The 14,104-nt window shown below is 31.6% G+C and carries 11 protein-coding genes; 4 read left to right on the top strand and 7 right to left on the bottom strand.

Features of this window, described 5'->3' with window-relative positions:
* Positions 1–153, top strand: a 153-nt coding sequence (locus HN894_17000) for a DNA-binding response regulator (protein ID MBT7145023.1), incomplete at its 5' end; no start/stop codon positions are given.
* A gap of 47 nt (positions 154–200) precedes the next feature.
* On the opposite strand, the gene HN894_16995 is transcribed toward HN894_17000, so the two are convergent.
* The 6 genes from HN894_16995 to HN894_16970 form a co-directional block, all read right to left on the bottom strand.
* On the bottom strand, positions 201–647 hold the full coding sequence (locus HN894_16995; GenBank protein MBT7145022.1) for a hypothetical protein: 447 nt from the start codon (positions 645–647) through the stop codon (positions 201–203).
* Positions 648–651: 4 nt separating this feature from the next.
* Positions 652–1,575, bottom strand: coding sequence for a hypothetical protein (locus tag HN894_16990; GenBank protein MBT7145021.1), 924 nt, complete (start codon positions 1,573–1,575; stop codon positions 652–654).
* A 159-nt stretch (positions 1,576–1,734) separates the two neighbouring features.
* Complete coding sequence (locus tag HN894_16985) at positions 1,735–2,601, bottom strand: hypothetical protein (GenBank protein MBT7145020.1); 867 nt, start codon at positions 2,599–2,601, stop codon at positions 1,735–1,737.
* Between the two features lie 44 nt (positions 2,602–2,645).
* Positions 2,646–4,775: a hypothetical protein gene (locus HN894_16980; protein ID MBT7145019.1), complete on the bottom strand. Its 2,130-nt coding sequence runs from the start codon at positions 4,773–4,775 to the stop codon at positions 2,646–2,648.
* A 76-nt stretch (positions 4,776–4,851) separates the two neighbouring features.
* Positions 4,852–7,404 carry a T9SS type A sorting domain-containing protein gene (locus HN894_16975; protein ID MBT7145018.1) on the bottom strand — a complete coding sequence of 851 codons (2,553 nt, stop codon included), beginning with the start codon at positions 7,402–7,404 and terminating at the stop codon, positions 4,852–4,854.
* A gap of 4 nt (positions 7,405–7,408) precedes the next feature.
* Positions 7,409–8,419: a hypothetical protein gene (locus HN894_16970; protein MBT7145017.1), complete on the bottom strand. Its 1,011-nt coding sequence runs from the start codon at positions 8,417–8,419 to the stop codon at positions 7,409–7,411.
* Between the two features lie 74 nt (positions 8,420–8,493).
* Here HN894_16970 and HN894_16965 point away from each other — a divergent pair, with 74 nt between their 5' ends.
* Together HN894_16965 and HN894_16960 are read left to right on the top strand one after the other, a co-directional pair.
* Positions 8,494–9,204, top strand: coding sequence for a PorT family protein (locus tag HN894_16965; protein ID MBT7145016.1), 711 nt, complete (start codon positions 8,494–8,496; stop codon positions 9,202–9,204).
* A 63-nt stretch (positions 9,205–9,267) separates the two neighbouring features.
* On the top strand, positions 9,268–10,935 hold the full coding sequence (locus tag HN894_16960; GenBank protein ID MBT7145015.1) for an NAD+ synthase: 1,668 nt from the start codon (positions 9,268–9,270) through the stop codon (positions 10,933–10,935).
* Positions 10,936–11,056: 121 nt separating this feature from the next.
* Here the strand turns inward: HN894_16960 and HN894_16955 are convergent, their stop codons facing one another.
* Positions 11,057–13,168 carry a T9SS type A sorting domain-containing protein gene (locus HN894_16955; GenBank protein MBT7145014.1) on the bottom strand — a complete coding sequence of 704 codons (2,112 nt, stop codon included), beginning with the start codon at positions 13,166–13,168 and terminating at the stop codon, positions 11,057–11,059.
* A 161-nt stretch (positions 13,169–13,329) separates the two neighbouring features.
* On the opposite strand from HN894_16955, the gene HN894_16950 reads away from it, so the two are divergent.
* Positions 13,330–14,037 (top strand): Crp/Fnr family transcriptional regulator, encoded by a 708-nt coding sequence (locus HN894_16950; protein MBT7145013.1) that lies wholly within the window; start codon positions 13,330–13,332, stop codon positions 14,035–14,037.
* Positions 14,038–14,104 lie beyond the last annotated feature (67 nt).

Raw genomic sequence — 14,104 nt, 5'->3', positions numbered from 1 at the left:
GCTTTACAAAGAATATGGAAAGAAAATAGTTATTTCACTACCAGAAGTATGGATGTTTTTATTACAAAACTCAGAAAATATCTAAAAGAAGACCAAAATATCGAAATTTGTAATATTCATGGCAGTGGATTTATTTTAAAAATCCAAAATTAAATATCAGTACTTCAAAAAAAAAGATTTATTTAACCATTAAGTTAATATTAATGGTTCACGAAACCAAAAAGTACAGCAACACATCCAAAATCTATATTATCCGGATTATCTACATGTGCTTTGGAGACTGGAACTTTTATCGAAATAATGAGCTGTTGGCTTGCTTCGAGACGAAAATCCCATTTTTGAACCATTTTATGCTCTGTATTGTCAAACAAAACTTTTCGCTCCGAATCTAAAATTTTAAACTCCACGGGTGGTAATTTATCATCGCTGGCAACTACCATTCTGTAGCTTTGACCTGAATAAAATGCTTTAAACATTTCGGCAACTTCACCTTCGTTGAAATACATAGAATTGAAATTTCCATCGTGAATATATGGAGGTAAATGTGTTCGGGATTTCTCTTTCGCAAACGATTTACATTGTGAGTTAGACTGATAGAAAGAGAATAATAAAGCAATTAATATTAGAATTCTATATTGTGGTTTCATATTTTTATTCTTTAATATATTTATTTCTTAATCTTTGAACTGTTTCGCTAAGTTCAATAAAAATATCTTCGGGAACTCTTACAGTAGTTTCCGATTTTATAGTAGTAACATTAGTTTCTTCATTTACTGATGTTTCTGAAGGTCGTTTTGAAACTTCAATTTTATCAAATAAAGCCTTTAACTCTTTAATATCGGGTAGAATGGACTGAATGTCGGTATTGTCTTTATATTTGGATAAGAGCAAATTAACTAAATCAAGGGATAGTCTTTCATCTGCAATTCGTTCAGCAAGAATATCATTTATTGTTTCCGATTTCTGAGCTAATTTTGTGGCTATATACAAACCTTCAATCCAACCACCGTAAAACATCAAAGCAGAAACTGAGGCTCTGTCGTTTTCCTGCAAATATGACTCTGAATTTAAGAAGGTTTCGGAAATAATCATCATAATAGAATCTCTATCATTAACATTTGATTCTAATCTTTCCAAAGTATTTTCGCTGATTGCATCAATAATATCTAAGCCTTCAGCCATTTTTTTGGCTGCGGCCATATAATTTATCGAAGTTTGGGTTTGATCGTAAAGACTTGCAAAACTTAAATCGGAGCTATATATGCCAAGATTTAATGCCATTGATTTATTTGTATTATATTTCGATATATTTTTAATAGAATTAAGTAAAGATTCATCGTAGGTAGCATTTGCCCGTTTTAATAACATTGCAGATTCCAGTGGTGAAGGTAATCTGAAAAACACTTTTTGAGCTTTTTTAAAATCTTCTGCTAAGCCTTCATTATTCTCAACATTAATTTCGTCTTCGATATTCTTGGGTTTTTCTGTGCCAGAATTACAACTGACAAACAAGAACATAAATATGACAATGAAAGATAGATAATAACTGCTTAATTTTAACATCTTGATATTCATTAATTTATATTTTAATAATAATTTTATAATAATGTCAAATAATTTCAATTAACTGAACAAAAATAATAAAACATTATTAGAAATGAAATGTTTATATAATTTTTCTCTATTCAGCAATTTTCAGTTTTTATTTTGAGAGATTTGTTTTTATTATTTTTCTTACAAAATGTTACTCATAAGTTTAAATTCCCAACTTAAAATTCCATATTTTATATCATGTTCAAAAATAATAGCTTTGTTATTTTCAGAATTAAATTTTATTCCTGAAGCTAGAAAAAATATCCCTTCGGGTGTGAGGTATTCAAATTCTTTTGCTTTAAAACCTATATCTCCAGCAATGCAAATCACTTCAATACCTCTTTGTTTTATTTCTTTTAGTTTTGGGTAAATGTCGATATAAAAATTGTTTGGATTGACACAATAAAAGCAGTCTCCAAAATTACCATTTGAAACGGAGCCAATTTTTGGTTCAAGCAATGGATTATCATACATCCAAATTAGTTTATGATGTAGAATTATCAAATGTGTCGATTTTTGAATAGTGTCAAGCAAATTGTCGAACATTGATTTTTGGCTACCACAAATATTACTAAGGCTATCCTGAGTGTCTATAATCAAAAAGCTTATCCCATTTTTAAAATATGAATAGAATTTATTTCTGTTTGTGTAAAATTCTATCAATTGTAGGTCAGTGTAATCGTGATTTCCTAATGCCCAAAGTGTATTCAGACTACTTAGATCAAAAACTGAATCAAGGCGATTCATTGTTTCTGTATCGTCTGAGCTTAAATATGCCATATCTCCGCCAAGCCAACGCATATCAAAATTACTAAAACAAATTTGCTCAACTTGCTTATCTATGTTCGGGTTCGAATCTGTTCTTGTATGAGAAATATGGATATATTTTACAACTTCCTGAATTTCTGATTTTTTGCCAATTTGTGATGTACAACTATCTAAGAAGGAAATGATGGTTATGAATATGACAATTTTTAGTACAGTCTTGTTTGTGGAATTTCCTATCATAGTTTGAAACATAAATATTTAAAATATCTCTGGATTAAGGGTTTTCAAAACTTAATTTCTTCCCTTTTTTCTACTAAATTGTATTTGAGTTTTAGTTCATAAACACTATTTTTATCAATGATGCTATCTATTTCTAAAAGATAAATCCCATCCATAATAATTTGAGTTTTGTATGGTATTTTGTTTTCTTGAGCTTTCGGAAATTCATCTATTAGCCATTTTTCATCGTTGTAAATTCTTTCAATTGAGTTCTTTAAGATTTTTTCGGCAACTTCATTTTTTGTTGTTAGCGTAATTTTCTTCAATAAATTTACTAAGAACTTATTATAAAGAGGATTAAATGTTTCTGGATTGCATTTTATTATTAATTCGTAGGCTTCGTTGGTTCTATTTTGAAAGGTATATAAATCGCACAAATGCAAAATTGCATCTTCAAAACTCGAGGATACTTTTAATGCTTTCATGTAGAATTTTTCTGCATTTTCAAGCTCTTTTCTGTATTTATAGAGGGATGCTAAGTTTGTAATAACTTGAATGTGATATGGATTTTGCTCCCAGGATTTTTGAAAATCATCGAACGATTTCTCATAATTTTTAAGATGAAAATTTGCAGAAGCCCTATACCATAGCAATGGTGTTCCCGTGTTGTCGAGTTCAGAAAATTGCGATTTTGCCAAATTTATTTCTTCAATTACTTTGTTCCAATTCTGTTTGTCTCTGTAGAAAAAGGCTTTGTTGGTATGAATTTCTGAATTTAATTTCAAACCAGAAACTACTATTGCGAAAATGAGTAATCCGGAAATTGGAATTATAGCGATCCTTAAGAAATTTTTGGATTTAATACTTCCAGATTTTTTAATTCCGTTAAACTTGATTGTTATTAAAGCTAAAATTAGAAATAGAAAAATAGAATGTTCAATTCTCTCAGTAGGGAAGCTTAACATTGAAATTATTAAAAAAGAGGACAAACCAAAGAACAAAAACAACGCTAAAATTTTGTCCTGTGTATTTTTTGATTTGAAAAATATTGTAAAAATGTAGTAAAAAGCTGACATGAAAATGCCACAATAAAACAGGAATCCTATAATTCCTATTTCCGATAATATTCCAATAAACTCATTATGAGCTCGTTGGAAAAATATTTCGCCTTCATTCGACCGAAGCTCATCGGTTCCGTAATTTGGAAGATTGATTTTCCAATTTCCTATCCCTACACCATAATATGGATTTTCTCGATACATTTCCATGGATTTAGACCAAAGATCAACTCTTTCGAGCGAAGACCCGAATTGATAGTTTCTAATCCAATCGGCTTGTTTGTCGAAAGTTTCGAACGAATCGAATTTGGAATAAAAAATAACTGAAATACTTATTATTATTGAGAATGTTATGAAAAATAAAGCTATTGACTTAATTGATTTTTTCGATACTGAAAAATTAGAATAATAATTTAAGTAAACCAACAATGTAATTAATGAGGAAAGAACAAGTGCAATCCAAACCGACTTTGTTAAAAGTATAGTAATCAGTACAATAATTAAAAGAATACTTATTACTGAAAGTACTTTCCACAATTTTGTGAAAATGTAAATTCCGTAAAACAAAAATGGCAAACATAAAAGAAGAATTTGCGAAAATAGATTTCTATGGGCAGAAACTCCTTTGATTTTATAGGTCAATTCATGAGATAATTCGCCCTCAAAAATTAGAGAAATAAATTGATAAAATCCTATGAGAGCACTAATTAGGGAATAGACTATTATCAGTTTTATTAAAAATTCTATAAGTTTATTATCGGTCTGAATAAGAAGAGTAGAAATTGAAAAAAAAATAAAGAACACGAATATTTTAAGCAAATGAAAAATAGCTTCTGAACTATTTATCGCAGAAAAAACAGAAATAGCCGAAAAAATTAAATATCCTAAAAATAAAGGAAAAATGAGCTGTTTTAATATTCCAAAATCAATTTCGATTTTTTTGCTTTTAGTGTAAAAAAATATAGTTAAAATAAGGAGCAGCAAAAAAATGGAAAGCGCAAAAAACCTTGGCATCAATGCTCTGTCGATAGCATTTTGTGAGTATATAAGTGGAATTATTAGAACGGAAATAAAAAGAAATATTTGCCCTAATAGTTTTGAGTTAGTAATAATACTTTTTTGATTTTTTGTTTTCAACTGATTCTGATTTTAGTTTGAACTTTTTCTTAAAATTTGAATTTTCAAAATTATCGGTGAAATATAGAAAGTGTTTTCAATATTTTACAAATCGACCAAATAATTTGCCATTCTTACCATAGATGCAAACATTGTAAATGCCATTTTTTAGATTACTAATATTAATCTTTGTCGAAGTTTTATCGACTTTAGAAACCTGGCAAACTCGACCCATATTATCAATTATTTGAATTTCAGCATCAATAAGTAATTTGTCATCGAAAGAGATATTTAAATTTTCGTTGGCGATGGAGGGAAATATTTTTAATTTATAGCTTTTGGCCAAAACTGTTTCAGGAATATTTACAAGCGGCAACAGCGAATCTATTGAAATTGACATGATTGCCCTTCCAAATGTTCCAGCAATTAATGTATTGCTACTGGCTTGATAATCTATATCGTAAACAGCAAGTATTGGCATATTGTTGCCAAGTCTTTCCCAAAATAAACCTCCATCTGCTGTATAATACACACCTCCATCGGTTGCTACAAAAACTATTAAATCGGAAAATCCGGACAGAATAAAAACATCATTAATTGCCAGATCAGGGAGGTTACCCGAAATATTTGTCCAGCTATTCCCATTGTCTGTCGATTTGTGAATACGAGGAAGAAAATCGTAGTCTTTATATCCTGAATGAGAAACAAAAACTGTATTCGTGAAATTTGGTGAAGATTCTACAGAAGTTACATATCTATTAGGCAAATTGTTTGTAATATTTTCCCATAAAATTCCTCCATCGAGTGTTCTCCAGACATATCCATCGCTTGTTCCGGCATATACATAATTAGTGTCAAGTGGCGATTCGTCGATTGTTGTAATTACATGATTTGTTGAATTAACTCCATTAGTGAGATCGTCGCTAATAGCTTGCCAGGTGTTATTTATCGGGGCATTTGTAATTTTATATATTCGATAAGTTCCGCAATATAATACATCAGAATTTACTTGACTCATCGTAAATGGCATATCCCAAGATCTTCTGTCTGAAGTTGAAATTCCGTATCCAAAATATTGAAATGTACTTCCATTTGAATATCCCAGCGAACCGTTTTGCATTTCAGCATAAAAATTGCTTGAGTTATTATAATCAAAAATTGCTTGAAAACCATCACCTCCGTAGAGACTTTGCCAGCTCATATAATTAGACTGCCCACCATATAATGTTCCATTATCCTGCGTGCCACCTGCAAAAAATCCACTGTTGAAAGGGTCAGTAGCAACTCTATAGAATTGCGTATTGGGAATATTTTCGCAATCTGTCCAGCTTTGACCTCCATCGGAAGTTTTGTACATTCCGCCATCAGTTGCAAGCAAAAATGTTAAGCTATCTATGAAAGCTAAGTCGTGTTTGTCAGCATGGACCGCACTTGAACCCATTATTGCCCATGTGTTTCCTCCATCAGTGGAATGATATAAATTTACGCCAAGAGCATAAACTTCGTTATCGTTGAATGGATTTACACGAATTTTTCCGAAATACCAGCCAAATCCTCCTAAAAAATTTGAGGGTAAATTTGTAGCCGGCAATTGACTCCAACTTGCACCGGCATCTTGAGTTTTGTAAATATGGTCGAGGTTTAGGTTAGTTCCAACATACAAAGTGTACAAAACAGAAGTGTCTTGTGCCGACATCCGTAAACCAATCCTTGATTTTATGGATTGTGGTAATCCGTATGTTAAAATTGTCCAATTCGTTCCACCATCGGTAGTTTTGTAAATTTTTGCTCCATATCCGTATATCAAACTTTCAGTATTATTTCTGATTCTATTCCAGCCGGCAGCGTATAAAACTTGTGTATTCAGAGGATTTATAGCAAGATCTATGACTCCTGCATCATCGTCAATAAATAAAATTTGTGCCCATGTTGAGCCTCCATCAATTGATTTGTAGAGACCTCTGTCGTTGGTTCTCACAAAAGGTAAGCCCATAGTTGCAGCATAAATAATATTAGTGTTTGTTGAGTCAATTATGATTTTTGAAACTATAGAAGCCTCAGCTAAACCCATGTGTATCCATGTGTTACCGGCATCGGTACTTTTGTAAACTCCATCTCCCATGAATGGATAGCCGGTAATGTTGGGATCTCCAGTACCGGCATATATTATACTGGTATTGGAAGGGTCAATTGCAATTGCTCCGATAGCTAAATATGGCTGGTCATCGAAAATTGGAAACCAATCATTTCCTCCATTTGTAGTTTTAAAAATGCCACCTGAGGCACTTCCTGCGTAAATCACATTTGAACTATCGGGGTTGATTTCAATCACATTTATTCTGCCGCCAATGTTTCCGGGTCCTTCAATATCCCATTCCAAATTTATTGAGGAATTATTTTTTAATTTCAAATCTTTTTTCGCTTCAGATAGGGCTGCTGCAAATGCTCGATGGTTGAAAATCGTGTCAGGGAAACTTCGTTGAAAGAAAAAATTATCGTAGGGAATTTGTTTTGTTTCAGAATTTTCATCGACTTTTTCTTCGGTATTTTTAAATCTGAAAAAATTGTCTTGTAAAATAAGGATAATGATAAATCCTAACAAAATTAGTAAGATTTGAAGATGGGTTTTATTTATGTTTTTTAACTTCATTATATTAAGGTTTATATTTTGAAAGTGATAGAATATTTTGGTAATTATTTTCATTCATTAAGTCTTGCAAACTTTTATCGGGATTATTTTTCATATAATTCCTAACAATTTGCCAACCGAGATAAATTCCGGTTCTGGCAGGAGATTCTTTCATAAATGCTGCAGTAAAAGGTCCATCCTTAATAAATCTATTTATGTCTTCTTTTTTATGCGAATACAATAATTTTTGTTCGATAAGAAACGTCCACATGTTTTCTTCATTTGTTTTGCACCAATTTAGTTTTTCGGCTGAATAGCCAATTTTTAAATTGTCAGTTTGATTTGGGAACATAGCATCAAGAAAATATAACAGCTTCCCTTCATAAACCATAAATGAGAGCAAAGTTGTAATGCTATCATTAAATGCAAATTCGGATCTTGCCCAAGCTAGCAAACAATCTGTAGCAATTTTTCCCGGATGCATATTGTTGGTCATATATCTTGGTAAACCCAATTGTGCATATAATTCGCAATTTCTCCCCAGATATTTGTCCAATCCAATTCCAATCAAGCAGCTATCTATCGCAACTTGATGGTTAAAGCCTGATACAAAGCTAATTATTTGAGGGATTTCTTTGTTTGGGAAATAATATTTATAATATTTGAACGCTTCAGTAAAGTCATTTTCAATTGGTGCTAAGTCTGTAAAAATATCCTTACTTTTTATATATGAACTAGATACGGTTTCGTTTGTCAGGAATAATTTTATCCGTTCTTCGAATTCAGAATTATTTGTGCCTCCAATTCGAATAATTTCATAATTATATAAATCGAAAAAATCTTGATACTTGTTTTCGAAAAAATTAATTTTTCCCATTACACTATCAACAGGGATATCGAACAAATCTTTATCAAATCTTTTTATCGAAATATCAATATCAATGTCTGAAATATCAACATCAAATATATTTTGATAACAACTGCTAAGGCAAAAAATACTTATTGCAGTCAAAATCAACAAACTAAATTTTTTCATAACTAAAATAAAATTTCAATAAAATTAGAATATTTTTGCAAAATAATAGTTATTGACAAAAATATAGTAAAACTATGAAAATTAAGATATTATTATTTGTTGCAGCAGTATTGATGGGCACATCATTATATTCTCAAAGCACGCTTGAAAAGCCTTTAAGGCTGAGCCTGATAGCAAGACCACAACTGTCTTGGTTGAAGTCTGATTATAAAAATGTTGAAACAGACGGGCTTAAAATGGGATTAGCTTTCGGATTGAATCTTGATTATTATTTTCAGGAAAACTATGCTTTTTCAACCGGAATTTTTATTAATAATACTGGAGGGAAGCTGAATTATCTCGATTCAGTTACATTTATCCATGAAAACACAGCCGAAGGTTTCGACAAAAATACTCATGTAGAATATAAACTAAGGTATATTGAAATTCCTTTTGCCTTAAAACTGAAAACCGCCGAGATTGGCTATTTTACATATTTTGGACAAATTGGCTTAAATACATTTTATAATATCGGGGCTGTTGGTGATATTTCAAATCCGAACAAATTTATTGAAAAAGAAAATATTAGCGATGAAGTAAACTTCTTCAGTTTGGGATATAGCATAGGTGGTGGTTTGGAATATTCGCTTGGTACAAATATGTCTCTTTCTGCAAGCCTCATATTCACTAACGGATTTTTAGACCTAACAACAAATATTGATGAAAAAGCAGAGGGATACGAAAAACGTGAGGAAGACAAAACAATTTTAAATACAATTTCATTTCAAATAGGAGTTTTGTTTTAGGTTGAATAATATGTATTAAAATCATTAAAATCTTCTGTCGTTTGAAAATCAATATCTTAGAAAATGAAAATCGCTTTAGCTCAATTAAATTATCATATCGGAAATTTTGAATTGAACACAAAATTGATAATCGAAGCAATCGAAAAAGCAAAACTTCAAAAAGCTGATATTGTAATTTTTTCAGAACTGTCTGTTTGTGGATATCCACCTCAGGATTTGTTAGAACAAAAGGAGTTTATTTTCGATTGCAAAAAATCTGCTGATAAAATTGTAGAAGTTTGTGATGAAATTGCTGCTGTGATTGGCTTGCCTACAATAAATGAAAGTCCGAAAGGAAAAAAACTATTTAATTCTGCATATTTTATTTATGATAAAAAAATTCAAACTATTCATCATAAAACACTTTTACCAACTTACGATATTTTTGATGAATACCGATATTTTGAATCGAACACAGATTTCGCTTTGGCAAATTACAAAAACCAAAAAATTGCAATTACTATTTGTGAAGACTTATGGCACGACCAGCCTGTAGAGAATTCTTTTGCTAAAAATAAACTTTACAGAGATTCACCACTTGAGCGACTTAAAAAGTTAAATCCAGATTTTGTAATTAATATTTCTGCCTCTCCATTTTCATATACTCAAGAGGAAGTTAGGAAAAACGTTCTTGCTGACAATGCAAAAAAATACAACTTGCCAATCTTTTATGTTAATCAAGTTGGAGCTCAGACCGAGCTTATTTTTGATGGAGGCTCGCAAATTGTAAATTCTGAGGGAAATTCGATAAAATCTCTGAAATATTTTGAGGAAGATTTTTTAATTTTTGATTTAGACGAGCTTGAACTTCCTGCTTCCGAAAAATCAGAATTGAACATGCAAAAGCCAGAAATTCAATACATTGCAAAAATTCATGATGCTTTAGTTTTAGGAATTAAAGACTATTTCGCTAAAATGAATTTCAAAAGTGCTACATTAGGATTATCTGGTGGAATTGACTCTGCTGTTACTTTAGTGCTGGCAGTTAAGGCTTTAGGAAAAGAAAACCTAAGAGTTTTACTTATGCCATCGAAATACTCCTCCGACCATTCCATAAAAGATGCTATTGATTTAGCAAAGAATCTGGGAATAAAATATGATGTTATTAATATTGAAGAAATTGTTTCAAAATTTGAATTATCATTAAACGAGCTATTTAAGGAGTGTGAAAGCGATCTTACAGAAGAGAATATTCAAGCTCGAATTCGTGGAACTTTGCTTATGGCTTTATCCAATAAGTTTGGAAATATATTATTAAATACTTCAAATAAAAGCGAAGCAGCTGTTGGATATGGAACATTGTATGGCGACATGAACGGTGGTTTATCTGTTCTTGGTGATGTGTATAAAACTGATGTTTTTCGATTGGCTGAATTTATAAATATTGAAAATGAGATTATTCCAATAAATACTATTGAAAAGCCACCATCAGCTGAACTTAGACCAGATCAGAAAGATTCAGATTCTTTACCTGATTATGATATTCTGGATGATGTTTTATATAATTATATAGAAATGAAGAAATCTTATAAAGAGATTATAGAGCAAGGCTTTGATTCAGATTTAGTAAAAAGAATTATCAAAATGGTAAACAATAATGAGTACAAAAGATTTCAAACGCCCCCAATTTTGAGAATTTCTTCAAAAGCGTTTGGGATGGGCAGACGAATGCCGCTTGTTGCGATGTATTAGTTAGAGCCAGTAATTATTTTCATATTTATTGAAATAAAATCCTTTGAATTTTTCGACTTAGCTGAAACAAAAAAAGCCCTGCAAATTGCAAGGCTTTTTTTATTTTATGTTGTTGGATATTTTATTTCTCCAAGTTGATTTTCTTAGTAATAACTTGACTATTGTTAATAATCTTTACAAGATACGTACCCGGTGCAAAATTAGTCATATCAACAGTATTGAAAGCATCTGCTTTGTCAATTGTTGCAACTAATTCTCCTACAAGATTTGTAATTCTTACAGAAGCACCTTGAACATTATTAATGTTTAATAATCCATTTGTTGGATTTGGATAAACACTAATGTTACTTTCATTTTCATTGATACTATTAATTATATCAATTGTGAAAGCATAAGTATCAGTAACTCCGGCATCATCAGAAACTTCAATTACTACATCGCCATCGCCGATATCAGTAACTTCAGGTGTTCCGGATAAAACTCCGGTTCCACCGTCCCATGACAACCATGCAGGAATTGTAGGAACGGCCCAAGTGTAAGGAGGTGTTCCACCGGCAACAGTTGGAGTAAATTCATAAAGATCACCGGCAACTATTGATGCAGGGGCATCTTCTGTAATAACTAATGGGTCTGGAGCTAATGGATCAAATACTAACATTCGAATAGCAGGAGATTGAAAATAGTTTGTATAATAGTAAAAACCAGGATCAGTTGGGTCGTTCCAAACAGTAGCCCATGCAGCCTGTTCTGTTGTATTATCTTCACCTACATAAAAATCGAAACCTTGGAAATAACATTCTAAAGCTAGTAAATATCTCCCTGGTTCTAGAATTTCAGATTGACCATCTAATTCAAAATTTAATGTCATCCAAGTAGATGTATCTGTCCAGCTGATTGTATATTCCTGAGTTGTAAGTACCGGATTATATCCACCAGAACCGTCACTTTCCATAAGTTTACCAATAATTGTCGCTCCTTCTTCAGAAGTATTTTGAACATAAATTTGCATCTGATGAACTTCAGTGGTATCTGCAACTAATTGATATGTAACTCCAAACAAATAACCATCAATTTGTCCGCCTGACCATATTTGTGGAGAAACTTCATCAAATTCTTCAACATTACCATCGTCTCTTGCATATACGAAATCAGAAACTAAGAAACTTTTTTCACCACTATTGTCTTCAGTAATTTCATCAATTGAATCAGAAGAAATTGTATAAGTCATAGTGTATTCGCCAGTTGCTTGAGGGCTGTATCCATCACCAAATTCTGATAAACGTAGAGTATCTCTTTCATAAGCCATAAGTGTTACAGGAGCACTCGTGCTGGTGTAAACCGAACCTTGAGTATCATGTTCTACTTCTATATCAAGAACACAATTATAGGCAGTGTTTGAGCCATTATTGAAGAATGCACAATCCCAAAAAACTGAATCTGCTTCTGCTTGACCGATAGGAACCTGATTGTAATATCCAGTGTTTGCGAAAAAATATGCATAATTTTTCTCAATTACAATATCATTGGCAGGTCCTTTGATGAAAACTACATCATCAATTTCCCAGAAATAGTGACTTGCATCAGTTACTCCAAATCTGATATAGACTGTTGACATTCCGGCAGCAATATCAGAAATGTTAAATTCTGGTTCTGTGTACCACCACTCATTGTTTGGAATATCAGCATTAGCTATGAAATGGTCTGACCAATTTGTACCATCTGTACTAACAGAAATCCATAATTCAGCTGTTGATGCACAACAGGTTCTGAATTCAGAAGATAAAGTTAAAATAACAGTTGGTTCGTTTGTAAAATCAAAAGCACTAGTTTGTAGATAGCCATCCATATCAACAGTAGTAGTTACCATCTGTCCTGAAGCATCAGTATTATAATAATCCATTGGAAGCATCATAAAACCATTTGCAGCTGTTGGTGAGCCAATAGCATCTGCTGGAGCTGGCCAACTACCTGTCCATGCACCTGTTGGTCCTACTGTAGAATAAATCCAATCAAAGTTATTTCCTGTATTGTCAACAGAAGTCCAACCAGCTGGCATTCCAGCTCCAAAATCTTCATAATAGATGGTGTCTCCTGCAGCTTTTGCTCCATTCATAACTTTTGCACTCATTTTGTGCAATTTGTCAGTTTTCGATAAATCTTGACATTTCTCAATCTGTCCGAATGTGAAAACTGAGATAGCAAATAATGCTAATAACAACGTAATTTTTCTCATAATAAAAATAATTAATTAATAATTCAACTCTCAATTTTAGCTTGCAAAGATATATTTTTTTAATATAAAAATGAAATTGAATGGAATTTATTGAATTTTTAATTTGGATTTTTTATTTGTCCTACATTAACTATTTTTGACTTTTTTATCGAAGTATAATTATGGTATGGAAAAAAGCAGATTGTAGGAATGTTATTGAAAATCAGGATTCTATTTTCAGTGTTTGCACTTTAGAAGAAAAAAGGATACTCCTGAAAGGACATTATTGTTCCTCTTTCAAGAAAGGCGAGATTATATATAAGCAAGGTAATAAACCACTTGGTTTGATAATTTTATCAAAAGGAAAAGTTAAAATTTATAAAGAAACTCCCGGAAAAAAGGAGCATATAGTCAGATTAGCTAAACCTATGAGTTTCATTGGTTTTAGGGCTTTGTTTGCCGAAAGTAGTTATATAGCTACTGCAAAAGCCCTGGAGGATGTAACAATTTGTGTTATAGAAAGAGAGAAACTTAATAGTGTGATTTCTTCTAATGGGAAATTATCTTTGCGTATTATTAAATACATAGCCACAGAACTTGGAGCTTCAAATAACAGATCGGTTTTTCTTACTCAAAAATACTTAGATGGAAGACTGGCTGATGCTATATTATTCCTACATAATATTTATGGTTATCAGAGCGACAATAAAACTATAGATGTGAGTTTGTCGAGAAAAGAAATTGCAAATCTTTCTAATATGAATACCTCGAATGCAATTAGAACTTTATCTACTTTTGCAAGCGACAATATTATATCTTTAAAAGGCAGAAAAATCCAAATACTAGATCTGAAAAAGCTTGAAAATATTAGTGAAATTAGTACTAAGTGACTTTCAGAAGTGTTTTGATTTGTGGATTTGATAATTAGTTGATTTAAGGAGTGAATAGTTACGGTGT

The sequence above is a fragment of the Bacteroidota bacterium genome, assembly GCA_018692315.1.
GTDB lineage: Bacteria > Bacteroidota > Bacteroidia > Bacteroidales > JABHKC01 > JABHKC01.
The sequence above is the reverse complement of the archived record's forward strand: the minus strand, read 5'-3'. Positions and strand labels throughout refer to the sequence as shown.